This window comes from Halobiforma nitratireducens JCM 10879, from assembly GCF_000337895.1.
GTDB classification, from domain to species: Archaea; Halobacteriota; Halobacteria; order Halobacteriales; family Natrialbaceae; genus Natronobacterium; species Natronobacterium nitratireducens.
Window position 1 is genome coordinate 79,853 of sequence record NZ_AOMA01000003.1, and the last position, 25,347, is coordinate 105,199.

At 64.2% G+C, this 25,347-nt stretch carries 25 protein-coding genes, 1 tRNA gene and 1 pseudogene; 12 read left to right on the plus strand and 15 right to left on the minus strand.

Annotated features, from left to right (window positions below):
* The first annotated feature begins 459 nt into the window (after window positions 1–459).
* Window positions 460–924, plus strand: a complete 465-nt coding sequence (locus tag C446_RS00480) for a hypothetical protein (protein ID WP_006671073.1) — start codon at window positions 460–462, stop codon at window positions 922–924.
* Between the two features lie 23 nt (window positions 925–947).
* Here the strand turns inward: C446_RS00480 and C446_RS00485 are convergent, their stop codons facing one another.
* Entirely contained in the window at window positions 948–1,607 is a 660-nt protein-coding gene (locus C446_RS00485) for an HAD family hydrolase (protein ID WP_006671074.1), read from the minus strand.
* A 200-nt stretch (window positions 1,608–1,807) separates the two neighbouring features.
* Here C446_RS00485 and C446_RS00490 point away from each other — a divergent pair, with 200 nt between their 5' ends.
* From C446_RS00490 to C446_RS00500, 3 genes are all read left to right on the plus strand, one after another.
* The gene (locus C446_RS00490; RefSeq protein ID WP_006671075.1) at window positions 1,808–3,568 is read left to right on the plus strand and encodes a cation:proton antiporter; all 1,761 of its coding nucleotides are present in this window, start codon (window positions 1,808–1,810) and stop codon (window positions 3,566–3,568) included.
* Window positions 3,561–5,258 carry a cation:proton antiporter domain-containing protein gene (locus tag C446_RS00495; protein WP_049919954.1) on the plus strand — a complete coding sequence of 566 codons (1,698 nt, stop codon included), beginning with the start codon at window positions 3,561–3,563 and terminating at the stop codon, window positions 5,256–5,258. Before C446_RS00490 ends, C446_RS00495 begins: the two co-directional genes overlap by 8 nt.
* 81 nt (window positions 5,259–5,339) lie before the next feature.
* On the plus strand, window positions 5,340–5,534 hold the full coding sequence (locus tag C446_RS00500; RefSeq protein WP_006671077.1) for a hypothetical protein: 195 nt from the start codon (window positions 5,340–5,342) through the stop codon (window positions 5,532–5,534).
* A 136-nt stretch (window positions 5,535–5,670) separates the two neighbouring features.
* On the opposite strand, the gene C446_RS00505 is transcribed toward C446_RS00500, so the two are convergent.
* Together C446_RS00505 and C446_RS00510 are read right to left on the minus strand one after the other, a co-directional pair.
* On the minus strand, window positions 5,671–7,377 hold the full coding sequence (locus C446_RS00505; protein WP_049919946.1) for a cation:proton antiporter: 1,707 nt from the start codon (window positions 7,375–7,377) through the stop codon (window positions 5,671–5,673).
* Window positions 7,370–9,193: a cation:proton antiporter gene (locus tag C446_RS00510; RefSeq protein WP_006671079.1), complete on the minus strand. Its 1,824-nt coding sequence runs from the start codon at window positions 9,191–9,193 to the stop codon at window positions 7,370–7,372. Before C446_RS00510 ends, C446_RS00505 begins: the two co-directional genes overlap by 8 nt.
* 80 nt (window positions 9,194–9,273) lie before the next feature.
* Here C446_RS00510 and C446_RS19725 point away from each other — a divergent pair, with 80 nt between their 5' ends.
* Both C446_RS19725 and C446_RS19730 read left to right on the plus strand, forming a co-directional pair.
* Window positions 9,274–9,486, plus strand: a complete 213-nt coding sequence (locus tag C446_RS19725; RefSeq protein WP_006671080.1) for a hypothetical protein — start codon at window positions 9,274–9,276, stop codon at window positions 9,484–9,486.
* A 14-nt stretch (window positions 9,487–9,500) separates the two neighbouring features.
* Window positions 9,501–9,743 (plus strand): annotated as a pseudogene (locus C446_RS19730) (universal stress protein); the annotation flags it as partial.
* Between the two features lie 18 nt (window positions 9,744–9,761).
* Here C446_RS19730 and C446_RS00520 read toward each other — a convergent pair.
* Window positions 9,762–10,130, minus strand: coding sequence for a methylglyoxal synthase (locus C446_RS00520; RefSeq protein ID WP_006671082.1), 369 nt, complete (start codon window positions 10,128–10,130; stop codon window positions 9,762–9,764).
* 99 nt (window positions 10,131–10,229) lie between these two features.
* Here C446_RS00520 and C446_RS00525 point away from each other — a divergent pair, with 99 nt between their 5' ends.
* On the plus strand, window positions 10,230–10,679 hold the full coding sequence (locus C446_RS00525) for a VOC family protein (RefSeq protein ID WP_006671083.1): 450 nt from the start codon (window positions 10,230–10,232) through the stop codon (window positions 10,677–10,679).
* 587 nt (window positions 10,680–11,266) lie between these two features.
* A complete protein-coding gene (locus C446_RS00530) occupies window positions 11,267–12,217 on the plus strand; it encodes an oxidoreductase (protein WP_006671084.1) in 951 nt (316 codons plus the stop codon).
* A 19-nt stretch (window positions 12,218–12,236) separates the two neighbouring features.
* On the opposite strand, the gene C446_RS00535 is transcribed toward C446_RS00530, so the two are convergent.
* Entirely contained in the window at window positions 12,237–13,034 is a 798-nt protein-coding gene (locus C446_RS00535; RefSeq protein ID WP_006671085.1) for an SDR family NAD(P)-dependent oxidoreductase, read from the minus strand.
* A gap of 395 nt (window positions 13,035–13,429) precedes the next feature.
* Here C446_RS00535 and pyrF point away from each other — a divergent pair, with 395 nt between their 5' ends.
* Window positions 13,430–14,227, plus strand: coding sequence for an orotidine-5'-phosphate decarboxylase (gene pyrF, locus C446_RS00545; RefSeq protein ID WP_006671087.1), 798 nt, complete (start codon window positions 13,430–13,432; stop codon window positions 14,225–14,227).
* A 75-nt stretch (window positions 14,228–14,302) separates the two neighbouring features.
* Here pyrF and C446_RS00550 read toward each other — a convergent pair whose 3' ends face one another.
* The 3 genes from C446_RS00550 to C446_RS19210 all read right to left on the minus strand — a co-directional run bounded on the left by C446_RS00550 (window position 14,303) and on the right by C446_RS19210 (window position 16,004).
* Window positions 14,303–15,424, minus strand: a complete 1,122-nt coding sequence (locus C446_RS00550; RefSeq protein WP_006671088.1) for a nitric oxide synthase oxygenase — start codon at window positions 15,422–15,424, stop codon at window positions 14,303–14,305.
* Window positions 15,425–15,533: 109 nt separating this feature from the next.
* The gene (locus C446_RS00555) at window positions 15,534–15,824 is read right to left on the minus strand and encodes a hypothetical protein (RefSeq protein WP_006671089.1); all 291 of its coding nucleotides are present in this window, start codon (window positions 15,822–15,824) and stop codon (window positions 15,534–15,536) included.
* Between the two features lie 3 nt (window positions 15,825–15,827).
* Window positions 15,828–16,004, minus strand: a complete 177-nt coding sequence (locus C446_RS19210) for a hypothetical protein (protein WP_006671090.1) — start codon at window positions 16,002–16,004, stop codon at window positions 15,828–15,830.
* A 239-nt stretch (window positions 16,005–16,243) separates the two neighbouring features.
* Between C446_RS19210 and C446_RS00560 the strand changes: the two genes are divergently transcribed.
* Window positions 16,244–17,803, plus strand: coding sequence for a cryptochrome/photolyase family protein (locus C446_RS00560; RefSeq protein ID WP_006671091.1), 1,560 nt, complete (start codon window positions 16,244–16,246; stop codon window positions 17,801–17,803).
* A 77-nt stretch (window positions 17,804–17,880) separates the two neighbouring features.
* On the opposite strand, the gene C446_RS00565 is transcribed toward C446_RS00560, so the two are convergent.
* Both C446_RS00565 and C446_RS00570 read right to left on the minus strand, forming a co-directional pair.
* Window positions 17,881–18,390, minus strand: coding sequence for a hypothetical protein (locus tag C446_RS00565; protein WP_006671092.1), 510 nt, complete (start codon window positions 18,388–18,390; stop codon window positions 17,881–17,883).
* 39 nt (window positions 18,391–18,429) lie between these two features.
* Complete coding sequence (locus tag C446_RS00570) at window positions 18,430–19,857, minus strand: DASH family cryptochrome (protein ID WP_006671093.1); 1,428 nt, start codon at window positions 19,855–19,857, stop codon at window positions 18,430–18,432.
* Between the two features lie 133 nt (window positions 19,858–19,990).
* Here C446_RS00570 and C446_RS00575 point away from each other — a divergent pair, with 133 nt between their 5' ends.
* Together C446_RS00575 and C446_RS00580 are read left to right on the plus strand one after the other, a co-directional pair.
* Window positions 19,991–21,592: a GTPBP1 family GTP-binding protein gene (locus C446_RS00575; RefSeq protein ID WP_006671094.1), complete on the plus strand. Its 1,602-nt coding sequence runs from the start codon at window positions 19,991–19,993 to the stop codon at window positions 21,590–21,592.
* 144 nt (window positions 21,593–21,736) lie between these two features.
* Complete coding sequence (locus C446_RS00580) at window positions 21,737–22,210, plus strand: response regulator (RefSeq protein ID WP_049919947.1); 474 nt, start codon at window positions 21,737–21,739, stop codon at window positions 22,208–22,210.
* Window positions 22,211–22,234: 24 nt separating this feature from the next.
* Here C446_RS00580 and mch read toward each other — a convergent pair whose 3' ends face one another.
* From mch to C446_RS00605, 5 genes are all read right to left on the minus strand, one after another.
* Entirely contained in the window at window positions 22,235–23,167 is a 933-nt protein-coding gene (mch, locus tag C446_RS00585; protein WP_006671096.1) for a methenyltetrahydromethanopterin cyclohydrolase, read from the minus strand.
* 118 nt (window positions 23,168–23,285) lie between these two features.
* The gene (locus tag C446_RS00590; RefSeq protein WP_006671097.1) at window positions 23,286–23,495 is read right to left on the minus strand and encodes a heavy-metal-associated domain-containing protein; all 210 of its coding nucleotides are present in this window, start codon (window positions 23,493–23,495) and stop codon (window positions 23,286–23,288) included.
* A 147-nt stretch (window positions 23,496–23,642) separates the two neighbouring features.
* Window positions 23,643–23,957: an MTH1187 family thiamine-binding protein gene (locus C446_RS00595; RefSeq protein WP_006671098.1), complete on the minus strand. Its 315-nt coding sequence runs from the start codon at window positions 23,955–23,957 to the stop codon at window positions 23,643–23,645.
* Between the two features lie 134 nt (window positions 23,958–24,091).
* Complete coding sequence (locus tag C446_RS00600) at window positions 24,092–24,439, minus strand: HalOD1 output domain-containing protein (protein ID WP_006671099.1); 348 nt, start codon at window positions 24,437–24,439, stop codon at window positions 24,092–24,094.
* Window positions 24,440–24,731: 292 nt separating this feature from the next.
* A tRNA-Gly gene (locus C446_RS00605) sits at window positions 24,732–24,802 on the minus strand.
* Between the last annotated feature and the right edge of the window lie 545 nt (window positions 24,803–25,347).

A 25,347-nucleotide genomic window follows, 5' to 3' on the forward strand; every position in this document is an offset into this window, starting at 1 on the left:
ACTGCAACGATTTGCACACCGTTCGCCGATCTCTCTGGCGATCAGGTGTGCATTGACTTGCAGTGGCTACTATAGCTTCGTGCACGCACGACCTTGCCGAACGAGCACTGATAATCGAGGGACAGCCCGGACAGTGCTCTCTGGCCGGCAGTTGTTTTGATCGTCTGCACGCGGTAATCCGTTCGTCGGTAGTAGTGGTTCGGACGTTCCGACCGGGTGCCGAGGCATCCAACTGTCAGACAGTTCTGTGTGTAGAGGGTGCCGGCAAACATCTCGAGGAGCTCGTTCGATCCGTCGTGTTGAATAGCTATCCGGTTCCTGTGATCACCGGCCTCGACGTCCCACGAGGGGTGCCAGTTTGTCGCTATCCAACAACGCAGTTCACACTGGAGTTTTGGACCGAACGAACCCGATCAGGGAGTCGAAGACGGTTAGTCCCCGGACCGCCGATCGGTCGACATGGTCGAAGACCGGATCACCGACGGGACGCGGATCGCCCAGCTACTCTCCTCCGAACTGGACGGTCGCGAGGACGGCCCGTTCGCGTCCGTCGCGGTGACGAACGCCGACACGGACGTCGAACCGACCGCGGAGGGGGCGCGGGCATACGACGTGGCACTAGTACTGGCCGCGGACGGAACGGACGCCGACTCCGGGGAGGCCGGAGACGGCGACGGAGAGAAACGACGAACACGCATTGCGCGCGCGTTCGTCCACGAGGACCGCGCTCACCTCGAGTTCGAGGTCGAACAGGACCTCGCGGCCGAGAGAGCCGGGGCCGTGGAGCTGCGGGTGCGGCCGAAAGCGACACAGCCACCGCGAACGCTGGTGTTCGTCGAGAGCGGAGCCGAGGTAAAACGGGTGACGGACGTCGTTCGAGCAGTTGTCGACGCACGCCTGGTCGAGGGCGACGGCGACGCGTAACACACTCTGTCAGCTGTCGGTCACTACTCGAGAGTCGCGACGATCTCCGGTACCGCCGTCGCCACCTCGCGCTGGTCGACGTGAGCGACCGCCCGCTGGTCGGACTCGGGGCCGTCCTCGAGTAGCACCTGAACGACGGCCATCCCCGCGTTCGTCGCGCCGTAGACGTCCGCCTCGACATCGTCGCCGACGTAGACTGCCTCGGCGGGCGCGACGCCGAGTTCGGACGCGATCGCGTCGAACGCCCGCGGGTCGGGTTTGCCGGCCTCGAGTTCGCCCGTCACGAGCGCCGCGTCGAAGGCCTCTTCCCAGCCCAGCGTCTCGAGTTTGTCCCGCTGGGCGCGGACGGGGCCGTTGGTGAGCAGGCCGACGCGGTACTCCGTACGGAGGTCCGCCAGCATGGCTTCGACACCGGGGAGGGGCTCGAGTGCATCCGCGATCGTCTCGCGGTAGGCTGTCGCGAGCGTCTCGGGATCGGCGTCGGTCACCCGGTCCTCGAGCAAGTCCGCGAAGATGGGCTCGCGACTCTCCCGAGTGAGGTTCCGACTGTGGGCCGCGAGGTACTCCTCGCGGGTCAGAGCGGGGGCGTCGGCAGCGTCGACTGCCTCCCGGAGAAGGGTTTCCCGGTCCCGCGTCGGCACCGCGAGCGTGTAATCGAGATCGAAGACGACCGCCCGTACCATGGGAGTCACGGAGGACTCGAGGTGGTTGAAGCTATCCCTTCGCCCTCCGGACGGTCTGTTGGGCCGGACCGCTCGAGTCTACTCGACTCTACGGCGCTTCTCCGGCATGTCGGCGGTGTGTTCTCAGCTTTCACCAGGGCTGGAACCGAACGGTTTCTTTCGGTACCGTTAATTCCCGTGAACAGGTCAGTCACTACCGAATGGTTACGGAGGTAGCACTCACCGTCGATCTCGCCGTTATTATTCTCAGCGCGACGCTTGCCGGATTCGTCGCCAAACGGACCGGCCAGCCGACGATCATCGCCTACATCCTCGCAGGGGTGGTGATCGGCCCGGCCGCCCTAGAAATCGTCGAGACCAGCGCTCTCACCGAGTTGCTCTCGGAGCTGGGACTCGCGTTCCTGCTTTTCTTGCTCGGGATCAAGATGCGCCTCGACGAGGTGCGTCACGTTCTCTCACCGATCGTCAAGATTTCGATCCCGCAGATGCTCGCGGTCTTTTTGGCCGGGATGGGCGTCGCGCTGGCATTACCCCCGTTCGGGCTCCTCGAGTCGTTCCTGATCGGGCTCGCGGTGATGTACAGCTCGACAGCCGTGGTCATCAAGATGTTGAACGACAAGGACGAGGCGACGTCGCTACACGGAAAGATCGACGTCGGTGTGCTCCTCGTCCAGGACATCGTGGTCGTCATCATCCTGGCGGTGCTCGCGGCTGGCCGACCGGATGACCTGGCCGAGGTCGCGACGACGCTGGCGGTCGTTCTCGTGCTCGTCGCGATCATCACGGTCGCGGCGATCGGTGCCTCCCGATCGGTGTTGCCGACGGTCTTCCGCCGCATCGCCGACAACAAAGACGTGTTTTTCCTCGTCGCTATTTCCTGGGCGTTCCTGTTCGTCTTCGTCTCCGATAACATCAACCTCTTTCTGGAACCGTTCGGCATCACTGCGTACCTCTCGATCGAGATGGGGGCGTTCATGGCGGGTCTGGCTATCGCTCAGCTTCCCTACAGCAAGGAGCTCCAGGACCGAGTCAACCCGCTGACTGACCTGTTCGTCATGGTGTTTTTCGTCTCGGTCGCGCTCGATCTGGAGGCTGCAGAGTTGCTTGCCCACTGGGAGGCGGCGATCATCGCCGCGCTCGTGTTGATGCCGGTGAAGTTCCTCGTGTTCTTCTTCCTGCTGGACTGGCAGGGCTTCGACTCCGAGACGACGTTCCTCGGGTCGATCAACATGATCCAGGTCAGTGAGTTCGGGATCATCGTCATGGCCGTCGCGGCCGACGGCGACTTCGTCGGGGACGAAGTGCTCGGCTTCATGACCTTGCTTGCGATCTTCACGATGGCCGTCTCGGTGTACTTCGTCGAGTTCAACCACGCGCTGTACGACCGGTTCGAGCCGACGATCGACCGGTGGACCGGCGACGGCGGTTTCGAGGGCGGCAAGCATGAGTATCGGGACCACGCCGTCGTCATCGGGTACGACGACGTGACGAAAAACGTCCTCCCGCTGCTTGCCGACCGGTACGAAGACGTCGTCGTCGTCGACCGAACCGTCAGTCACATCGAAACCGTCGAGCAGGAAGGGTACGACGCGATCTACGGTGACTTCCGGAATTCGACTATCCGGAAGGACGCGGCCGTCAAGAAGGCCGACTTCGTCCTCTCCTCGTCGGTCCAGCCGGTGGTGAACAACGCCTTGCTCCGGGAGGTAAACGACGATGCGACGGTCTTCGTCGAAGCCGAACGAGTCGATCACGCGCGCGATCTCTACGCGAACGGTGCTCACTGTGTCATCATGACTCCACACCTCGCAGCAGACAGACTCGCGGACTATCTTCGGGCGTACCTCGAGGACGAAGACGACGCCCTGGTGGAAGCGTTCGACAACGACATCGAACTACTCGAGAAGCCGGACCCGATCCCGTCCGACCGGGACCGCCTCGGAGGTGGGCTCGATGACTGACCTGCTTACGGCGGTCGCGATCATCTTCCTCGTCGCGGGGCCGTTCCTGCTCGTAGCGAACCGGTTCGATCTCCCGACGGTGCCGTTTCTGGTCCTCGCGGGGATCGTCGCCGGAGGGTTCATCGATGACACGGACCTCCTGCTCGAGCTCGCGTACTACGGCATCGCGCTGTTAGTGTTTACCTTCGGTACCCGGATCGACCTGTCGGGCGTCAGAGCGGTGCTCGCCGACGGTGAGCTCGCGGCACTCGGCCAAATTCTGGTCGTCGGGTCGCTCGGTGTCGGGTTCGGCATCGTCCTCGGCGTCCCACCGATGGAAGCAGTCTACCTTGGGATCGCGGCTGCACTCTCGTCGACGATCGTCGGAACCGCCTTGTTGGAACGCACCGTCAACTCCGATCCCGTTCGCGGCCGACTCGTCCGATCGATCCAGTTCGTTCAGGACCTGCTTGCCATCCTCTTTATCCTGCTTCTGGGAGCGGGCTCGCTCGAAGTTGGCTACGTGGGACCAGCACTCGCCAGCGGAGTGGCGTTGCTGTTGGCTGCTCTCCTCGCCAACCGATACCTGTTCGACATCATCGGCCAGTTGGCTGGTGACTCGGACGAACTCATGATTCTGGGAGTCGTCGCGTTGCTCACAGTGTTCGTCGGTGCGGCCGAGTTCGCCGGTGTCCCGATCGTCGTCGGCGCGTTTGCCGCCGGGCTCGCCGTCCGGTACGATCCCGTCGACTACCTCGGGCTGTTCAACGGCCTCCAGTCGATCAGGGACTTCTTCGTCGCCATCTTCTTCGTCACGATTGGCGCGCTCGTCGTCTTCCCGTTCGTCGGCGACATCGGGTGGGCCGAATCCGTCGAGAAACTGGTGCTTGTTGCCGGTCTCGTCGTCTTAACCGCGGTCGTGAAACCCGCTATCACCACGGCGATCCTCGTTGCCCGCGGCTACGAGGCCCGTTCGGCGACGCTCGCCAGTCTCCACACCGACCAGGTCAGCGAGTTCGCGCTGATCATCGCGATCCAGGCCTACATGCTCGACGCGGTGAGTCCGGCGATATTCGATGCGATCATCCTCGCGGCCGCGATAACGATGGTGACCTCGAGTCTGACCCACCGGTACGACGAGCAAATCTACCGCACGCTCGCCGACCGTGGCGTAATCACCGGCCGCCACGACCGGGTCGACGCGTGGAGCGACGTACCCGCGGACCTCACCGATCACGTTATCATCGTCGGCTACGGTCGACAGGGACGAACCCTCGTCGAGGCCTGCGAAGAGATGGATCATCCCTACGTGGTCATCGAGAACGACCCTGCCCGACGGGAGGAGATCGCCAGGGAGTGCGAGGCCATCGTCGTCGGCGACGCCATGGAAACTTACACCTGGGAGAAAGCGAACGTCGACGACGCCAAACTCGTCGTCTCGACGGTCAACTCCCAGCCCGTCTCGCGGCGTGTCCTCTCGCTTGATACCGACGCCGAGGTGACGCTGCGAGCGGCCGATCGGGCGACAGCCCTGGAACTGCTCGACGCTGGCGCGCTGTACGTCGGTCAGCCCGACCTGCTCGCAGGCCAGCAGTTGGCTCGACAGGTTCGCGAACTACTCGAGGGCGACCTGACTCGCGAGCAGCTCCGGGAACAGCAGCAGGATGAACTCGAGCGCCGGGCAGATTACATCCCGCTTCACCTCCGATAGCCCGTCCGGAGCAGGTGTGCAACGCTTCGGTTGCTGGGGCAAAGCACCACGCCTTTGGTCGCGGTTTCGATACATACCACCGTGTTCGAGGCAACTCAGGCACTCCGGATCGGCCGGAACCTGCTCGTCTACGCCGTAGGCGTCGGGTTGTTCGTCGTCGGCGCGCTCGGAATGGCCGACGCGATCGATCTGTCGACGACTATGGCCATTCCGCTTTTCGTCGCCGGCCTGGCTCTCGTGGTAATCGTCCACGAGTACTTCGGTGGCCCCGTATGAGACGGAACTGATACTTCCGGACAAAACAATGCACACACCGATCGCACTCGAGACGCCGTCGCCTTCCGCGACGCACTCGAGACGCGATCGGGTGTGTCCTGCCTGGTGTCCAGTAGTATGAGTTACCTGAACTGTATCAGACCCGCTCGTCCCGCGTCGCGAACCCGTACCGCTCGAGCGCCTGGAAGTACTCCCGTTGCTCGCGCTCGAGCGTCTCGGGGTCCGTCTTCCCCGCGGCGAGGGCGTCGACGATACCGATCAGTTGCTCGCCCGCGAGGACGTTCGGGACGGCGACGTGGGTCGCACCTGCCTCGAGCAACTCGCCGGCATCCTCGGCCGATTCGGACCGACAGATGATGTCGGCGTCGGTCGATAGCTCGAGGATGGTCTCCGACACCGGTCGATGGTCGACGGTCGAGCAAATCAGCGCTGCGTCCGATATCTGGGCTTTCGACCACGGATAGGTCGACACCGCATCGCCGAGTACGTAGTTGCGACACTCGGCGTCGAGTTCGTCCCACAGCACCGGATCGTTCTCGAGGACGACGTAGGGGTGGTCGCGTTCCTCGAGTTGCTCGACGACGCGGCGGCCGATCCGACCGTAGCCGACCACGACGATGTGATCCGAGAGATCGGCGACGCTACTTCGGTCGTCGACTTTCCGGGTTCGCTGGCCGCGGAACAGTCGAGTGACGACGGTCTCGTAGACCCGATTCTCGATACGCCGGCCCAGGAACGTCAGCAGCATCGTCGCCGCAGCGGCGAGGATGATCGCGTCGAACATCGCGGGTGCGATCGTCTGGGGCTCCATCAGGAGGCCCTGAATCGCGATGATCAGCGCGAACTCGCTGACCTGGTTCAGACTCGAGCCCGCCAGAAACGCCGTCCGGGCGTCGTACCCCTCGTAGATAAACGAGAGGACGTGGACGAGCGGGTTCAGGACGAGCACGAGCGCGGTAAGTGTGACCGCGATGAGCAGGACCTGTGCGGATGGGAGCGCGACCAGTGCCCCGACAGTCACGAAGAAGATGGCGACGAAGAAGTCCGTGATCGAGTCGATCCCGTTCTGGACCTCCAGGGCCTGCGTGCCGTCGCTCCGGATGGCGACGCCCGCGGCGAACGCGCCGACGACGATCGAGAGGCCGACGTATTCGGCGGCCGCGATGAACGTGATCAGGATCGAGATCGCGCCCACGAGCACGAGTTCGCCGTCGCCGTCGGCCAGCCGCACCAGAATCGGGAAGCCGTGCCGGTAGAGTACCAGGCCGGCGACGACGAACAGGACACCGTAGCCGATCTGGGCCGCGATCGCGTCGGCCGTAACGACCTCCGTACTGAGGATCAGCAACAGCGCGATCGCGATCAAATCGTCGAAGAAGTGAACCGACGACGCCAGCCGGCCGTGAACGAGGTTCTCGCGAATCTCCGAGCCAAGCACCACGCCGCCAACCAGCGAGGAACTCAACACGACGGCCGCGCTGAAATAGACCGCGTTGCGGATCTGCTGGTCGAACCCGAACAGTTCCCCGAAGGCGTAGCCCACGGCGAACGCGATCGGCGCGACGACGATCAACTGGGTGAACGCCGCGACCTCGGCGTCACGAAGGACCGACTCGAGATCGCCGAAGTCGATCCGGATAGCGAAGACGAACACTAGGAAGGCGATCCCCCACTGGGCGAGGGTGATGATCTCCCCCTGGGTAACTGTCTCGAACCTACCCGCGACCAGCCCCGCGATGATGTAAAACGGGATCGGCGAGAGCTCGAAGTGGTTCGCGATCAGCGATAGGACACCGGCACTGACGAAGACGATCGCCAGCGTGACGACCAGTTGCTCAGCCACGGTACTCACCCCCTGCGTTCGAATCCGTCCCGTCACCAGTACCGGCGTCGGAATTCGCAGTATCGTCCCCTCCGGCATCGCGATCCGGGCCGCCATCACCTTCGCGCTCTCCCTGCTCGAGCCGTTCGGCGGCGCGTTGGCGTCGCGCTTCGATCCCCTCGATATCGCGTGCGATCGCGGCGTCGAACGCCGCCCGATCGGAGACGTACTGTTCGACGTACTCGCTCAACTTCTCGGCTGCGAGATGGGTGTTCATGATGACGTAGGTCGCGCCACGGTCGTACAGCGCCCGAGCGTCGGCGATCCGCTCGGCCTCGAGGAACACCGTCGCGTCCTCGTCGACCTCCCCGAGCAGCGCCTCGTTGACCTCTCGCTCGACGCTCGAACTCAGTACGAAGTCGGCCGCCTTCAGGCTCGCCTCCTTGCGAACCTCGGTGTGGCGGAAGTCGCCGAAGACGTAGTCGTACCGGCCTTCCTGCTCGAGTTCCTCGATATGGTCAGTCCGACGGTCGATGATGACCACGTCACCGAACTCCTCCTCGAGTCGCGGCAAGGCGCGTTCGGTGATCTCGTCGTAGCCGATCGCGATGGCGTGGCCGTCGTAGGTGCTGATCTCGGCGTCTTTCCTCTCGTCGGACTCGAACCGCTGGAACCAGGGCTCGAGGTGTGCGTAGATCGCGTGGTTGTACGAGATGATGTACGTCGAGACGCTCATGGTCAGCAGGGCCATCAGACTCAGATAGCCCAGCACGTCCGATCCGATCAGCTCCTGTTCGATCGCGAGCGCGCCGACGATCAGCGAGAACTCGCTGACCTGGACCATGTTGATCGAGGCGAGGAAGGAGGTCTCGACGTCGAACCCCTCGCGGTCGATCAGATAGAACATGATCCAGAAGTTCCCGATCATGAGGACGATCGAGGCGACGATCGCCTCCCACCAGTGGGCCAGCAGACTCGAGAGTCCCTCGATCTGGAGGCCGATAGTGGCGAAGAACACGAGGATAAAGAAGTCAGTGATCGGGGTGATGCGGTCCTCGAGTTCCTTGCTGTATGGGAGTTGGGCGATGCTCAGGCCCGCGAGGAACGCTCCGACTTTCGGATCGAGGTCTGCACCCTCGGCGATGGCGACGAAGAGGAACGCCCAGGCGATGGCGACGACGAGGAAGATGTCCTTGTTGTCCGCGATGCGCCGGAAGAGTCCGGGGAGCACGTACCGCGAGGAAAACAGCGAGAAGAGGGCGATAAATGACATCATCACGAGGATGACCCCGAGCGTCGACGCGATGTCGGCCGCCCCGCCGAGTTCGTCGGTCGCGAACAGCGCGAGAACGACGACGAGATAGATGTCCTGAACGATGAGGACGCCGACGTCGATCTTCCCTGGCAGCGACGTGATCTCGTCTTTGTCGGTGAGGATCTTGACGATGATCGGCGTCGCGCCGAAGACGGTCGCCAGCGCGATCACCAGGATTTCGTTGGTGCCAAACCCGAGTGCCCATGCGACGGTGAACGCAAGCGCCGTCTGGAGGACCGTCTGGCCGATGGCGACGTTGGTCACGGCCGGCAGAATCTCACGGATGTCTTCGAAGCGCATCTTCAGGCCCAGTAGGAACAGCAGGAAGGCGAAGCCGAGATTGCCCATCAACTCGACCAGCCCCTCGTCGGTCACGATATCGAACGCGACGGGCCCGAGGATGATTCCCGTAAGAATGTAGGCGATGATCGTCGGCTGGCCCGTCTGGCGGGCGATCAACCCGATGACAGTTGCCACGACGACGATGATCGCGAAATCGGCCGCGAGGGCGATTTCACTCATTCAGAAGCGTGCTCGTCTCCCCCTACGTGTAAGGGGGCATTATGCGTTGTCCTCTCCCTGCTATCCGTGGCTCGACCGTGATGATTAGGTCCTTCCGATCGAGCGCCGAACTACTACTGACCGGCGTGAGCAGGAGCAGGACTATCGCCACCACGGGGCTGGCCTTCGTCACGGGTGCGGTGACGGCCGCGTTGATCGCCGCCGGGCTGCAGGTGCAGGCGATCATCGAGTTGCTCGCCGACCTCGAGCGTTTCCCGTCGCCTACGCGCGGGTACACGTCTCCGTCGTCGTAGTCCGGCAAGCGCGTGATCGCCGACTCGAGCGACAGGCCGAGAGCCACGGGGTCGCCCTTGAGTCGACGATCGAGGACGGGGTTTCACGGACGGCAATCGAGGTGTACGCCAGCGAGCACGATATCGGGCTGCTGGTCATCGGGTCGACGGGTGCCTCCCAGATGACGGAGCGGCTACTCGGTACCGCCGCGAAGACCGTCGTCAACGAAACACCAGCAGACATCCTGGTCGTTCGGCCCGATCGCGTCCTTGGGTGAGCCGGTGTCCGGGAACTGCTACTCCTGGAGCCCCTCGATCAGAAACTCGGCCGACTCGAGGTTCGTCGCCAGCGCAGTGTCGTGAACGTCACAGATGCGCAAGAGCGCGGAGATGTCGGGCTCGTGGGGCTGGGCACGGAGCGGATCACGGAGGAAGACGATCCCGTCTAGCCGGCCTTCGGCAACCTCGGAGCCGATCATCAGGTCCCCGCCCAGCGGACCGGATTCCTTGCGCTCGACGTCGAGGTCGGTCTCCTCGAGCAGCCGCTTCCCGGTGGTGCCGGTCGCGATTAGCTCGTACTCCTGGAGCTGTGGTTCGTGATCCTGGGCGAACTCGACGAGGTCTGCCTTCTTCTCGTCGTGAGCGATGAGTGCGACGCGAGTCATACGAGGGGCCAGGGCCGCCAGGCGAATAACCGTGTGGGAAATCCGTCCCCGTCTGCAACGAACCGAAGCTTTTCGTCGGTCCTCTTCGCACCGTCCGGCATGACGACCCACGACCGCGACTGCGACCGTGACCGCCACGCCAGCGCCCACCACGTCGGGATCACCGTCAGCGACCTCGAGACCGTCCTTCCGTTCTACCGCGATACGCTCGGTCTCGAGGTCGTCGATCGCTTCGAGGTCGGCGGCGAGGCGTTCTCCGAAGCGGTCGCCGTCGACGGCGCGAGCGCGCGCTTCGCTCACCTCGCGGCCGACGGTGCACGGATCGAACTCGTCGAGTACGACCCCGAGGCACGCGGGTCGCCGGCTGCGGGGCTCAACCAGCCCGGCGCGGTCCACGTCGGTCTCTCGGTCGCCGATCTCGAGTCGTTCTACGCCGACCTTCCTGACGATGTCCGGACGATAAGCGAGCCTCGGACGACCGAAAGCGGGACGACGATCTGCTTTCTTCGTGATCCCGAGGACAATCTGGTCGAGTTGCTCGAGGGGTGACTTCGTTCACCCCGTCCGGGTTCGATCGGCACGTTGTGTTCCAACGGGGAGAGAGACCAACTCGTAGTTCCCGCGGTATCGTTCAGGGACGAGGGAGACGACGAACACAGGCCGTGACTGTCCCAGGTCGTATCGTACCAACTGCAACGATTTACACACTGATCGCCGATCCGTCTGGCGAGCAGGAGCACACTGACTTGCAGTGGCTACCATAGCTCATCCGGCCCGATTTTCGGAAGGGAGTGACCGGTCGATACGGGTGAGGCAGGTATCGAACCACACCATTGCTTTCCGATCGCTGCCGAAACGCCGTGTCGAGTCCAGCAGCACAACCCCGCACGGAACCGCGTGGCAGTGTTCCTGTTACTGTTAGGCAGAACTATTGAAAACGCCCGGTCTGCTGGAATCGTCACCGGTGGCGACGACACCGGGTCCACCACCGGCTTCGTATTGGCTTCCGTCCGACAGTACGAGACGACGTGGCGGCGAGCAGTTCGGAACGCGATCGAAACCGCTCTCTCTCCCTCGAGCTGTCGGTTCGAGCCGATAACACGAGGTTTCTAACCTTCGAGGACCTATGTCTGGTAATGACTGCGTCCTGGACTGTCTCCCAAATGCCGGATTGTACGGACAAGACCGTCCTCATCACAGGGGCCAACAGCGGACTCGGCTTCGAAGCGACGAAGGCATTCGCCAGCAACGGGGCGACCGTGATCATGGCCTGTCGAAGCACGGAACGGGGTCGTCGGGCCGCGATCGAAATTCGAGACAGCATCGCCGACACTGGCGCGACCCTGAACGTTCGTCAGTGTGATCTCGCGTCACTCGAGTCGATCGACGCGTTCACGACAGGGGTCGAACGGGACTACGATCGCATCGATATTCTCTGTAACAATGCCGGTGTCATGGCGATTCCACGGCAAGAAACCGAAGACGGCTTCGAGAAGCAACTCGGCGTGAACCATCTCGGTCACTTCGCACTGACCGGGAAACTGCTGGATTTGCTCCTCGAGAACGACAGTCCTAGCCGGATCGTCACCCACTCTAGCGGCGCACACGAGATGGGCGAGATCGATTTCGACGACCTTCATCGCGAACGGTCCTACGGGAAGTGGGAAGCCTACGGGCAGAGCAAGCTGGCCAATCTCCTGTTTGCCTACGAGCTACAGCGACGGCTGGAAGCAGCCAACGTCACCGACACGCTCAGCGTTGCCTGCCATCCAGGCTACGCCGCGACGAATCTCCAGTACCGCGGCCCGGAGGAAGCTGGCTCGCGGCTCCGCCTGGGTCTGATGAAAGCGATCAATGCAATCGTCGGCCAGTCGGCTGCGAAGGGGAGCTTGCCGCTGTTGTACGCCGCAACCGCTCGCGACGTGCAGGGTGGTGACTACTACGGACCGGACGGGGTCGGGAACATGCGTGGCGGTCCGGAGCAACAATCCTCGAGTGAGGCGTCGTACGATCGACAGGCGGCCGCGAAACTCTGGGAGCGAAGCGAAGAACTGACCGGAACGACGTTCACGTTCGTCCTCGACTGAATCGTGCATCGCACTGCGATCAGCGGTCGATCAGTCTATAGAGCAGGCCACCGGGGAGTCCAGCGCGAACGAGTCGATCGAACAGCCGAGTCGGTAACAGCGCCTGAAGCCGGGGTAGCCAGCGGGCACGTCGGCCCACGCGGTAGCGTGCCTGCGGCCGATCGCTCTCGAGTGCCGTGATGATCCTCGTGACGGCGGTATCGATGTCGGTGGATGCCGGACTGTACGAATCGAAGTGGCTGTACTGGTCCGAATAGGCGCTGCCCGGGACCTCCTCGAGCGAGTCGACCGCACGCTCGTTGAGTCCCGTCCGGACCGGTCCCGGCTCGATTAGCGAGACATCGACGCCTCGTGGCTCGGGCTCCCTGCGAAGGCAGTTTACGTACCCGTCGAGCCCCGCTTTCGACGCGCTGTATGCGCCGTGGTACGGAAGTGAGACGCTGCCGACTATCGATCCGACGACGACAATTCTGCCCGCACGTTTCCTGATCGCCGGCAACACCGCCTGAATCGGCGTATGGACTGCGGCGAGATTCGTCGCGAGATGTTTCTCGAACGACGCCGGCGGGCAGTCCTCGAGGGCTGCGAGCTCGTACCACCCAACCGCAGAGACGAGTGCCTCGATACGGCTATCCGACAGCTCTTCGCGTACCGCCTGTTCGTCGGTCAGCTCTATTGGACGGGTCTCGATACGATCGGGGAGCCGGTCGAGAGCCTCACTATCACGGTCGACGGCGATCACTTCGTGTGTCCCGGCGAGTCGTCTGGCGAGTTGCCCGCCGATGCCGCCGGCTGCACCAGTGAGAACGATTTTCATACAGTGTCGTGGTCGACGATTCGCTTCATTGTTTTCACACCACGACGGTACCGATCAGACGGCTCCTCGCGTACGGCTCTCTCACTCTATTCAGTACGACTCCCTCGGCCTCGTTGCTGAAGGGAGACACGGTCGGTCGTCCTCGCCGCCGACTCGAGGAGGATACGCTCGATGCGGTCGTACCGAACGATCCGAGCGTTTCACTGACTGGCAACGTCTGACTGCCACGTCCACTCTACCCGGCTCGCTCGCGGCCACAGTCTGTCGGCCGTCGGCGTCCGACGGCCGTCCTTTGGGGCCGTCGACCAACGGTTCGTCACCGACTCACAGCGGCTCGGTCCGCGCCACCGCCCTGTATAGCAACCTTTTCGACCGTCGCCGCTTCACTCGCTTCCATGAACTTCTTCGATCGGCTGCACGACCGGATTCGAGCGGTCGACAGCGTCGTCAGCGTCGGCCTCGACCCGGACCCGGAACGGATTCCCGACCACCTCGAGGAGTACGATCTGCCCCGCTGGGCGTTCAATCGACGGATCATCGACGCGACTCACGAACACGCCGCCGTCTTCAAACCCAACGCCGCCTTCTACGAGGACCCCGACGGCTGGCGCGCTCTCGAGGAGACGATCGCCTACGCCCACGGGAAGGACGTCCCCGTCCTGCTGGACGCCAAGCGGGCCGACATCGGGAACACGACCCGCCAGTACGCGCAAGTCCTCGAGAACGTCGACGCGATCACGGTCAACCCCTACATGGGCCGTGATTCGCTCCAGCCGTTCCTGGCCGACGAGGAGTCCGGTGTGTTCGTCCTCTGTCGGACCTCCAACCCCGGCGGAGAAGACCTGCAGGACCTGGAACTCGAGACCGGCGAGGCGGTCTACGAGCGCGTCGCTGCGCTGGCGGACCTGTGGAACGAGAACGACAACGTCGGGCTCGTGGTGGGCGCGACCAAACCCGAGGAACTCGAGGAACTGCGCGAGCAGGTCCCCGACCTGCCGTTCCTTGTGCCGGGGATCGGCGCACAGGGTGGCGACGCCGAGGCGGCCGTCGAGTACGGCCTCGCCGACGGCGTTGGGTTGGTCAACTCCTCGCGGGGGATCATCTTCGCCGGCGAAAACCAGGGGGAGGGGTTCGCGAAGGCCAGCGAGCAGGCGGCGAAACGGCTCAAGAAACGGCTGAACCAGTATCGCTGATCGAGGAGGGGATCGCGGCTGCATCCTCTACAGGCGGAGCAGGCCGAGGCGGTTCACCTTCGGCACTCGAACTCCTCAGGTTCCGGTGTCCTTCTCGTAGGGAGACTCCCGGTAGAAGAAGTTCGGCGTCTTCACCGTGTCGTCGTACTCGTTGTGGAAGACGTGGGTCGTCGCCGAAGACATCGGCGGGAGAAGCCAGGATCGGTCCCCGGTCACCTCCCGTCCGGCGTCCTCCTCGCGGCGTTCGAACGCCTCGAACTGCTCGGCGGCCGTGTGGTGGTCGACGATCTTCACGCCGTCGCGCTCGAAGGAGTGCAACACCGCCCGGTTCAGCGCGACCAGGGCCTCGTCTTTCCACAGCGCCCGGTTGTCGGTCGTCTCCAGCCCGAGCCGCTCGGCGACCGCGGGCAGCATGTCGTACCGGTCCTCGTCGGCGAAGTTCCGCGCCGCGATTTCGGTCGCCATATACCAGCCGTTGAACGGTGCGGCCGTATACTGGAGCCCGCCGATCTCGAGGCGCATGTTCGAGACGACCGGCACGCCATACCACTGCAGTCCGAGATCGGCGACCCAGTCGTACTCGGGGTGTTCGATCGGAACCTCGAGGACGAGGTCCTCGGGTACCTCGAACAGTTCCGGCTCTCGATCCTCCATCTGGATCACCCACGGCAATACGTCGAACTCGGTCTCCTCGCTTTCCCACCCGCGAGACTGGCAGTACTCGGTGAACTCGACCTCTGCGGGATCGCCGACGATGCCGTCGTCGGTCTCATAACCGGCGTACCTGATCAGCTGGTGGTTCCAGAGCCGTACCTGCCGGCGGCCGCGGATCATCGGTTCGAAGAGCGTGATCGTCGGCCGGATGTCGCCGCCGTTGGTCGCCTGCTCGAGGTGGCCACAGAGCGCGTCGTAGACGCCCTCGGCGGTGTCCCGATCGCGGGCGTCGATCACGTCCAGTGTCTCCCAGAACAGCCGTCCGATACAGCGGTTGCTGTTGCGCCAGGCCAGTTTCGCGCCGTACTCGAGTTCTGCGGGCGTGTGTTCGTAGTGGCCGGACTCGGCAATCGATCGACGGACCTCGGTGAGCCGATCCTCGATCTCGTCGTCTCGTCCGAGCTCGCTGTAACACTGCCGGACGAACGCCTCGGCCTCGGCATACAGCTCCGTCGGCTCGTACTCCGGCACGGGCGCGTGCATGGTCGGACCGCAGGACTGTGTCAGTATAGGGGCGTTGGTACGGGCATCGAACCCGGCCGTCGCCTCCTGCGGACGGCGGAGCACTTTGACCCCTCGCTCGTGAACCGGGCTACCCGCCGTCGATCCAGTGGATGTCGACGAGACGGCCCGCTGCCCGGCCGTCGACGGTACGGTCGAGTATTTCCACCTCGAGTTCGGCGGTACCCGACGGTCGATCCACCTCGCCGTCCTCGAGCCGGTCGAGTCCCTCGACGATAGCGATATTCAGGGGGCTCTCGTCGCGCGGATGTTCGACGAACAGCCGACCGGCGGTTCGGTCGTCGTCACCGACCGAACGTCGAACCCGGACGACTTCCCTCACTCCGACCGCCTCCGCAAGCAGGTCACGAATCGAGGTCACGGACTAGAACCGATGGATGTCGACGTCCTGGTGGTCGGTGGGGTCGGCGCGGGTCGCACAGTCGGCACACAGCCCCTTCCCGCGCTCGTAGTGGGCCTCGCAGGCCAGCGTCCCGCAGTTGTCACATCGCTCCTGGGCCGGTTGCGATTCACAGATCTGACAGAGGCCGCTGACGCTCATACCGATCGTAGGGGCTCGAGACTCTTCAAACCGAGCCAGGTCGACGCCCGGAATACGCTGATCGCCTCGAGCCAGTTCGCTAGGTCGCTCGAAGCCAGTGTTCCGTGCCCGAGGACTGGCATCTCGACCGTCGGACGTCACGTCCCGGCTGGAGTTGCAGTGGTACACTCCTCCGGTCGGGTCGACGATCCTACGTGGTTGCAACCCGGAACTTTACGAGTCACGAGCCAACACCAGGTATGGACGGACCGATCGTCGGCGAGTCACCCGACTACTCGATAGCCGAAGACGAAGTCCCCTGGCTCCTCGGGACACAGTTGACCGAACGATGGGGACCGCTCGCTCGAGCGCCCGACGGGAGCGGCGTTCTCCTGATCGAGGCCCACGACTTCGCTCGCCGATTGCCCTACCATCATCACAAACTGACGCTCGTATTCGCGGGGATGCGTCGGTTTCGCGACCGTCTCCGCGAGTCGGGATACGAGGTCCACTACGTGAAGGCCGATACCTTCAGTGACGGTCTATCGGCGTTCTTCGACGAAAACCCCGGGGTGACACTGGTAGCGATGCCGTCGCCGAGTGACGGCTCCGGCGAGCGGCTGCACGAGCTCGTCGACGCTGCGGGCGGACGGCTCAAACTCGTCGAAAACGACTCCTTCGTCAGCACGCGTGGAGCGTTCGAGGAGTGGGCCGGAGACGACGAACGGTTCACCCACGAGCAGTTCTACCGGTGGATGCGCCGCGAGACGGGTATTCTGGTGGACGGCGACCAGCCCCTCGGCGGGGAGTGGAACTACGACGAGCAAAACCGGGAGGTGCCGCCGGACGACTGGACGGCACCGCCGGTACCCACGTTCGAGTACGACGACGTCACCGAACGAACCGCCCAGTGGGTCGCCGAGGAGTTCGACGCCTGGGGTCGGTCTGACGGGTTCCGCTGGCCGGTAACTCGCCGGCAGGCCTGTCTCGCCCTCCGGCACTTCCTCGAGCACCGGCTCCCGACGTTCGGCCCGTACCAGGACGCGATGTCCGGCGACGACTGGGCGATGAGCCACGCGCTGCTCTCGCCCGCGCTGAATCTCGGATTGCTCCACCCGGTCGAGGTGTGCGAGGCCATCGAGTCGGCCTCCGAAACACGCGCCGACGTCGACCTCCCCTCGGCCGAAGGCTGTATCCGGCAGGTCCTCGGCTGGCGCGAGTTCGTCCGGCACGTCTACCGGCGGACGATGCCCGATCTCGCGGCGGCGAACCAGCTCGAGGCCACCCGTGACTTACCCGAGTGCTACTGGACGGGGGAGACCGAGATGGCCTGTCTCGGCGAGACAGTGGGCGATGTCCACGCCCGGGGCTACGCCCATCACATCCAGCGGCTCATGGTGCTCGCGAACTTCGCGACCCTGTGGGGTGTCGAGCCAAGCCAGCTCAACGAGTGGTTCCACGCGACGTTCGTCGACGCCTACCACTGGGTGACGACGCCGAACGTCGTCGAGATGGGCCAGTACGCCCACGGCGTCTTCGCGACGAAACCGTACGTCTCTTCGGCGAACTACGTCGACCGGATGTCGGACTACTGTACGCAGTGTCCATACGACGAGGACGCCACGACCGGCGAGAACGCCTGCCCGTTCAACGCCCTCTACTGGGACTTTCTCGCGCGCAACGAGGACGACCTCCGGTCGAACCACCGGATGGCGATGCTCTACTCCCACGTCGACCGCAAACGGGAGTCCGGCGAGCTCGAGGCGATCGAAGCTCGAGTCGCCGACCTGCGCGAACGTGCGACAGTCGGTGACCTCTGAGTCTGAGACGGGCAGCTCAACTCGAGCGCCTTCTCTCCACGGAGACTGCCGCCCAACACAGGCGTGACAGCCACGGTTCAGTATCGAATCGCCGCGTCCAGAATCCCAGCCGTCTGCCCGACGCCGACCAGTACCAGCCCGGCGAAGCGGAGTTCCTCGAGCGCGCCGAGAAGTCCGCCGGCGTACAGCGCCGCACCGACCAGACACCCCGCCGTCCCGAGCGCGTAGATCCACCGACCGGCATGGACCCGGCGGCCCGTGTCGACGAACCCGACGGCCGGAAGCACCATCCAGCCGAACAGCGCGACGGCGAGCAACGACGCGTTCGAGGGCTCGAGCCGGAGTCCGATCGCACCGCAGGCGGTGACTACCGTTCCGACGACGATGATGGTCCACCAGACGCGCAACGCACCCTCCTGCATGTCGCCGTATCCCGTGAGGGCAAAGCCGGCCAGCAGGACCCCCATCACGACGTGGGCGACGAACACGGTGTACTCGGAGACGACCTCGAGGTGAGCCACGAGCACGAACGTCCAGGCGAACGGAACCAGCACCGCCGGACCGAACTCGCGGGCACGACGAAACATGGCCGACCGTACAGTCCGCCAACAGAAAGGTGTGGACGATCAGCGCTCGTCCAACTGGTCGAACCTGGCTTCGACGTCGATCATCGGCTCGGGGTAGTCAACGCCGAGGTCGATTCCGTAGCGGTCCTGGTCGGCATCGCTCAACCGCCACGGTCGGTGGGCGTACTCCGGCGGCAGCCCCTCGAGTTCGGGGAGCCACGTCGTCACGTAGTCGGCGTCGGGGTCGTAGCGGCCGGCCTGCCACAGCACGTCGAAGTAGCCGTCGCGGGAATCGTTGCCGACGCCGGCCTGGTAGGCCCAGTTGCCCCAGTTCGAGGCCACGTCGTAGTCGACCAACTGCGCCTCGAAGTAGGCAGCGCCCCACCGCCAGTCGATCTCGAGGGCGTCGGTCAGAAAGGAGGCGACGTTCTGTCGGCCGCGGTTCGAGACGTAGCCCGTGCGCTCGAGTTCGCGCATGTTGGCGTCGACGAACGGGACCCCGGTCACCCCCTTGGTCCACCGGCGAAACGCCGCACGGTCCCGCTGCCAGTGCTTCTCGATGTCCCGAATGCCGGTCTCGGTGAAGAAATCGTCGCCGTGTTTGGCGAACTGGAACTGAAAGAAATCACGCCACAGCAACTCGAAGACGAGCCAGTAGGTGTCCTCGTTTGCCACGCGCTCCCGCTCGTAGCGCTGGACCTCACGGTGGACCCAGCGCGGCGAGAGACACCCCGCAGCGAGCCACGCCGAGAGCTTCGAGGAGTAATCAGCCCCTAGCAGTCCGTTGCGGGTCTGCTTGTACGTCCGCAGGCAGTCCCGTTCCCAGACGTACGCCTCGAGTCGACGCTTCCCGGCGGATTCTCCGCCTTCGAACGGGAGGACGGCGCGGTGGTCTGCCGGCGGGTCGTCGAATCCGAGCGCCGAGAGCGTCGGCACTGTGCTGGCATCGACGGCCGGCGTCGGGACCGATTCCGGGGCTGGAGCCGGTTTCCGTGGCGTCGCCTCCGCCTCGACCTCGTGTCGCCAGGGCGTGAAGGTGTCGTCGATCCGGTCGACTGCCGTCGGGAGGTCTTCGGGGTGAAACAACGTGTGCGTCCACTGACTGCGGAGGTCGACGTCGCCGGGCAACGCCCGTCGGACGGCTCGCTCGCGGGATCGTTCCTCCGTCGCCGGCTTCGTCTGTGCGTACACGGCCGCGGCGTCGTACCGATCGACGAGCTCCGGAATCACGTCCTCGACGTGCCCGGTCTCGACGAGCAGGTCGCCGTCACGTTCACGGAGACGGGTCCGCAGATCGAGCACGCTCTCCCGGCGAAACCGGGCGCGGTGTGGCCCGAGCTTCGGGGTGTCGTACTGCGTCTCGCCGCGCCGACGTGGATCGAAGACGTACACCGGGACGATCCGCTCGGCAGCCTCGAGGGCCCTCGAGAGGGTCGGATTGTCGGTGAGCCGAAGGTCGTCGCGAAACCAGACGACGGCGGTGTCCATACTCGCTCGTGGGTCTGACCCGGGAAATAGGTGGAGCCAAACGACGTCGATAGCTCCGCTTCCCGGAACATATCGTGGATTGTGTTATTATACGACGGGAAAGCTTTTGCCGTGTGGGCCGCTACCGGCCCCTATGAGCCGTGACCGGGCCCTCCTCGAGCGGGCCCTGGAACGTGGCGAACAGGACGGTGGCAGCGTCGAATTCAAGGAACGACTCTCACGGGACGTCCACCTCGAGGGTGGGCGACGCGAAAGTCTGGCGGCGCAGTTACGACACCGACTGCTCTCCGGCGACGGCGAAGCGACCTACGTCGTCGGCGTCACCGACGACGGCGGTCTGGCCGGGATCGATCCGGACACCTTCTCCGAGACGATGGACGTACTCTCCTTGCTCGCCGAGGAGGCGGACGCTCACATCGACGACGTCCAGACGTGGGGCATCGAGGACGGACTGGTCGGCGTCGCTGTAATCCAGGAGGGCGGCGTCCTCGAGACCGACGACGAACACGTCGTGGTCGGGACGGCCGGCCACGTCGACCACGGGAAGAGCACGCTCGTCGGTTCGCTCGTAACGGGGAACCCGGACGATGGCGACGGCGCGACGCGATCGTACCTCGACGTACAGCCACACGAAGTCGAGCGGGGGCTCTCCGCGGACCTCTCGTATGCGGTCTACGGCTTCGACGACGACGGGCCGGTTCGGGTACGCAACCCCAACCGGAAATCCGATCGCGCGGCTGTCGTCGAGAGCGCGGATCGGCTGGTCTCGTTCGTCGATACCGTCGGTCACGAACCCTGGCTGCGCACGACGATCCGTGGGCTCGTCGGGCAGAAACTCGACTACGGGTTGCTCGTCGTCGCGGCAGACGATGGCCCGACGCGCACGACCCGAGAGCACCTCGGCGTGTTGCTCGCCACCGACCTCCCCACCATCGTCGCGATTACGAAGACCGACGCGGTCAGCGAAGAGCGGGTCGAGGAAGTCGAACGCGAGGTCGAGGCGCTCTTGCGGGATGTCGACAAATCCCCCCTGCGGGTCTCTCGCCACGGGGTCGACGCTGCCGTCGAGGAGATCAGCGAGCGTGTCGTCCCCATCGTCAAAACGAGCGCGATCACGATGGACGGCCTCGAGACCTTGGACGAACTGTTCGACCGGCTCCCCAAGACGGCCGAGGACGGCGGCGAGTTCCGGATGTACGTCGACCGCAGCTACTCGGTCACCGGCGTCGGTGCGGTCGCCTCCGGGACGGTGATGGCCGGCGAGGTCGAGGCCGGCGACGAACTCCTGCTGGGACCGATGTCCGACGGTCGGTTCCAGGAGGTCGAGGTCCGCTCGATCGAAATGCACTACCACCGGGTCGACGAGGCCCAGGCCGGCCGGATCGTCGGCATCGCGCTGAAAGGGATCAAAGAACGCGCTATCGAACGCGGCATGGTTCTTCTCCCACGGGATGCCGATCCCGACCCGGTCCGCGAGTTCGAGGCCGAAGTGATGGTCCTCAACCACCCCACGCGGATCGGCGACGGGTACGAACCAGTCGTCCACCTCGAGACCATCGGCGAGGCCGCCGCGTTCTACCCGGAAAACGGGCGTCTGCTTCCCGGTGACACCGGGAAGACCACCGTCCGGTTCAAGTTCCGTCCGTACCTCGTCGAGGAAGGCCAGAAGTTCGTCTTCCGCGAGGGACGCAGCAAGGGGGTCGGGACGGTCACGGACGTGACGCCGATGGAGTGATCCGGCCGACGGTCACGGGCCCGCGTTTTCCGAGAACCGAGCGCGCTCCCGACCGAACGCGTGTCGGGTGATTACGCCCTCACGACTGCGGGTCCAATGTGTATAGGGGGTAGTCTTACGCGCACGTTCACCCTACCCCTTTCTGTGAGTAACTACACACCCGACGAACCGGTGGACGTGCTGCTCATCGAGGACAATCCCGGGGACGTACGCCTCACGAAGGAGGCGTTTCGCTCGACGAACACCGACATCGAGTTCCACGTTCTCACGGACGGTGAAGCCGCCTCGAAGCATCTCCGGTCCTGTGCCGCCGACGCCGACGCCGCCGACGACGACACCGATGTCGACGTTCCCGACCTCGTTCTCCTCGATCTGAATCTCCCCCGGGTCGACGGGTTCTCTATTCTCGAGACGCTCAGTGCCGAATTCGACCACCCGCCGCCCCCGGTGTTGGTCCTCTCGAGTTCCGAGGCCCGCGAGGACGTCGTCGAGAGCTACGAGCGAGCCGCCAACGCCTATCTCAGCAAGCCGGACGATCCCGCCGAGTTCACCTCGATGGCTCGGGCCATCGAGGAGTTCTGGATCGATTCAGCCCAGCATCCGCCCGCGCCGTCCTGACGCTTCCGTCGTGAACTCTAGCGGTCAGAGCCCGAAGGAGTCGACGAGCACGTCCTCGTTCGTCTCACCGTGGACGTACGTCGGGCCGCCGAGCACGTCGATCGTCACCTTGGCTGGCGCAAACAGGTCCGCGGGCACCTCGTCGAACTCCCACTCGAGATCGTCGAACACGTCGGCGAACGGCCGCCCGTGGTCCTCCGCGGCCGTCGAGGGGACGGCGTCGAAGATATCGGCGTCCTCACGGACGGTGAGGTGTGCGGTCCCTCCGTATGCGATGGAATCGTTCGTGCGCGCGATGGCCGTCCGCTCGTCGCCGGCAACCGGTGCGACCGGTGCCCGGCCGGTTGCGGAGACGATATCGAGTGGGTCGTATCCGAGTTCAGCCAGCCGGAACGTCGCGAGTTCGGCCGCACGCGCGGCGTTCGTGATACTCCCAACCGGACTCGCGGTCGAGTACGCCAGCAGGAACACGCTGCTTTCCTCGACCTCGGCGAGGTCGGCGACCTGCGTGGCGGCCGACTCCGTCGGCAGTTCGTCGGTCTCGACGGCAAGCGCCGTCAGGTCGAACGCGTCGGTGTAGCCGATCCGGCGGAACTCGTCTTCTTCGGCGACCAGCGCCCTCGCGGGTCCGCTGCCGAGCCCTTCGAAGTCCTCCGTGGTCAGTTCCCAACCGGCCTTCTGGGAACAAAGCAGCGAAAGGGCCGGCTGGTCGGTCGTCAGTTCGATGTACGGAATCGGTGCGCCGTCGATCGCCCCGAGTTCGTGGCTCGGGGTCGCCATTCCGGCGGTCTGGATCTCGGTCAACAGCAGTCCGGCTTCGACACCGCCGTCGAAGTCGATCCCGAAGTCCAGTACCGACGCCTCGTTCTCGAGGTCGTAGCCACCGATGTTCAACTCCTCGGCGTAGTCGAGGGCCTCGTCGACGAGCTCGATCGCCATCCGGTTCAGACTTTCCATGGCCACACTTCAGCCTCCGGCGTAAAACAGTTTGTCAGTTTTAGCCGCCTTCGTCGCCGGCGTTTTCGTCGACCACCGTCGACGTGGCCGCGATCCGACGCGTACCTGACAGTCCGCCTCAGACAGCCGGCTCGTACCCCGCGTCTTCGATCGTGTTGCCGATAGTGGCCTCGTCGACGGCGTCACCGTCGTGTTCGACCCGCACCTCGCCGGCCTCGTGATCGGCCGTCGCCGACGAGACGCCCGACAGCGCCTCGAGCGCGTCGACGACGTTTTCTTCGCAGCCGCTACAGGACATCCCGCTGACCTCGAGCGTCGTCCGTTCCATGTGCGCCCGCACGGCTGCCAGCGGGTTGAATGTTCCTTTCCCGGTGGCTCGGGTCTCGAGTCTCGAGTCTCAAGTTCGAGCCGGTAACCCGAACAGGGTCTGCTCGAGGTGACCGATTTGAACTCGCTCTCGAGGCTCGACGGCGAACTACTCCTCGCGGCTCGTTGGCGGTCGTCCCAGTGCCTCCTCGACGGCGTCGACTTTCCCCGCGGCCGACGCGTCTCGGTCTCGTTTGTCGTCGATCTTCAGAACGGTGCTGACGCGGTCCGCGTCGACGGCTTCGTGTGCCGCCTGAGCGGCGGCGAACAACTCGTCTGCGTCGTCGGCCTCGATCACCGTCCCCATCGGGTTGGTCTCGTACTCGACGTCGTACTCCGATAGGGCGTCGACGGCGTCGGCGATGTCGTCGGCCATGCTGTCTTCGATTACCGGTGCGACGCTCAACAGTGCGATGACCGTCATACCGGTATCGAGGGCAGCAGGGGTGCTAAACCCTGACCATGTCTGTGCGACTCCCGAGAGCGAGAACAAGCCGGGCCGCTGACCGCTGCCGTCCGATCGCCGACCTCACGCCGTAGCGACGACGAGCCCTCCCGTCACGTCGAGGGATGACTGGGCGTCGACGGCGGGTAGATGATGACATCCCCGTTCGCGTAGACGTAGATTTCGTGCTCGAGCGCGGTGAAGGCGACGTGGCCGCCGGTGCGGTCGGTGCCGTCGGCTTTGGGGCGGAACAGCCGATCCAGGGCGTCCGGATCGATGCTGTCGTACAGCGAGAACTCGCCTTGCGAGACGTCAGTATCCGTGATCGACGTGAGCGCGTGGACGATAGTCGTCGTGATCGTCGCCGGGCCGTCGGTGTCGTGCTGGTAGACGTACCGCTCGTTCTGCTCGTCGTACTGGGGCTCGTCGGTGTCGTCGTGGAGGGGAGTTTCAGTTTGCATTGCTATCAGGTGGTCGATCGTCTACTGCCCCATAGTTTTCTCTGGCATAAAAACAAACCGCCTACCGGAATAGTAGTCATTCGTGAACCATTCGTGGTGGAGTGAGTCAGACCTGCGGACTCGTCGCTGGGTCTCGACGTGGGTCCGTCGCTCACGGATTCGTTCGCAGAGAACGAACTGCTTCCTCCAGCTACGTGGACTTACAACGGGTATGTCGCTTGCGAGTTCGAGTTCGGAGAAGTATGCTGGTACGCGTCGCTTCGCGACGCTCGTGACGTTGTGTTCGGAGAAATGCGCTGGCTGGGATTTGAACCCAGGTTGTGACCATGGCAAGGTCACGTGATACCACTACACTACCAGCGCCCTGCTGCACTTACACCTACTGTCGGACGGATGTATAAGCGTTGCGAATCGACCCGGCATCGGTACGAGAAACCACGGCGAGGAAGCGGGTTCGGTGCCACCGATGCTGCTCGAAGCCGGGACCTCGAGAAGTCGGCGAGGACGGGACCGACCGTCGGCACGATCGCACCGGTAGCGCTCGAGATTCGTTCCTCGACTGCTGACCCGAACTGGCCCCAGCCGTGGCTTCGTCGGATTTCTCGTGTCTGTAGTACCAACTGCAACGATTTGCACACTGATCGCCGATCCGTCTGGCGAGCAGGTGCGCACTGACGTGCAGTGGCTACTATACCGTTCTGACCGAACCGGTACGGTTCTGAACGAACCCGAATCTGGTGCCAGAACGTCGCTCGAGGCTCCCGGCCGGCAAACCGACCGTCGTTCTCGAGGTGTCTCACCAGGGACGCAGTGGTGAACGACCATCCGTTCTAGTTTAGCAGAGTGTAGCGCCGTCTGACTAGATATCGTTGTGACTACCAGTCAGAGAAATCCGGTGGATAGTGTGA

Excerpts from the sequence above, each read along its gene's own strand:
- C446_RS00480 (WP_006671073.1), top strand. The coding sequence starts at position 460 with ATGGTCGAAGACCGGATCACCGACGGGACGCGGATCGCCCAGCTACTC.
- C446_RS00485 (WP_006671074.1), bottom strand. The coding sequence starts at position 1,607 with ATGGTACGGGCGGTCGTCTTCGATCTCGATTACACGCTCGCGGTGCCG.
- C446_RS00490 (WP_006671075.1), top strand. The coding sequence starts at position 1,808 with ATGGTTACGGAGGTAGCACTCACCGTCGATCTCGCCGTTATTATTCTC.
- C446_RS00495 (WP_049919954.1), top strand. The coding sequence starts at position 3,561 with ATGACTGACCTGCTTACGGCGGTCGCGATCATCTTCCTCGTCGCGGGG.
- C446_RS00510 (WP_006671079.1), bottom strand. The coding sequence starts at position 9,193 with ATGAGTGAAATCGCCCTCGCGGCCGATTTCGCGATCATCGTCGTCGTG.
- C446_RS19725 (WP_006671080.1), top strand. The coding sequence starts at position 9,274 with ATGATTAGGTCCTTCCGATCGAGCGCCGAACTACTACTGACCGGCGTG.
- C446_RS00520 (WP_006671082.1), bottom strand. The coding sequence starts at position 10,130 with ATGACTCGCGTCGCACTCATCGCTCACGACGAGAAGAAGGCAGACCTC.
- C446_RS00525 (WP_006671083.1), top strand. The coding sequence starts at position 10,230 with ATGACGACCCACGACCGCGACTGCGACCGTGACCGCCACGCCAGCGCC.
- C446_RS00530 (WP_006671084.1), top strand. The coding sequence starts at position 11,267 with ATGACTGCGTCCTGGACTGTCTCCCAAATGCCGGATTGTACGGACAAG.
- C446_RS00535 (WP_006671085.1), bottom strand. The coding sequence starts at position 13,034 with ATGAAAATCGTTCTCACTGGTGCAGCCGGCGGCATCGGCGGGCAACTC.
- pyrF (WP_006671087.1), top strand. The coding sequence starts at position 13,430 with ATGAACTTCTTCGATCGGCTGCACGACCGGATTCGAGCGGTCGACAGC.
- C446_RS00550 (WP_006671088.1), bottom strand. The coding sequence starts at position 15,424 with ATGCACGCGCCCGTGCCGGAGTACGAGCCGACGGAGCTGTATGCCGAG.
- C446_RS19210 (WP_006671090.1), bottom strand. The coding sequence starts at position 16,004 with ATGAGCGTCAGCGGCCTCTGTCAGATCTGTGAATCGCAACCGGCCCAG.
- C446_RS00560 (WP_006671091.1), top strand. The coding sequence starts at position 16,244 with ATGGACGGACCGATCGTCGGCGAGTCACCCGACTACTCGATAGCCGAA.
- C446_RS00565 (WP_006671092.1), bottom strand. The coding sequence starts at position 18,390 with ATGTTTCGTCGTGCCCGCGAGTTCGGTCCGGCGGTGCTGGTTCCGTTC.
- C446_RS00570 (WP_006671093.1), bottom strand. The coding sequence starts at position 19,857 with ATGGACACCGCCGTCGTCTGGTTTCGCGACGACCTTCGGCTCACCGAC.
- C446_RS00575 (WP_006671094.1), top strand. The coding sequence starts at position 19,991 with ATGAGCCGTGACCGGGCCCTCCTCGAGCGGGCCCTGGAACGTGGCGAA.
- mch (WP_006671096.1), bottom strand. The coding sequence starts at position 23,167 with ATGGAAAGTCTGAACCGGATGGCGATCGAGCTCGTCGACGAGGCCCTC.
- C446_RS00590 (WP_006671097.1), bottom strand. The coding sequence starts at position 23,495 with ATGGAACGGACGACGCTCGAGGTCAGCGGGATGTCCTGTAGCGGCTGC.
- C446_RS00595 (WP_006671098.1), bottom strand. The coding sequence starts at position 23,957 with ATGACGGTCATCGCACTGTTGAGCGTCGCACCGGTAATCGAAGACAGC.
- C446_RS00600 (WP_006671099.1), bottom strand. The coding sequence starts at position 24,439 with ATGCAAACTGAAACTCCCCTCCACGACGACACCGACGAGCCCCAGTAC.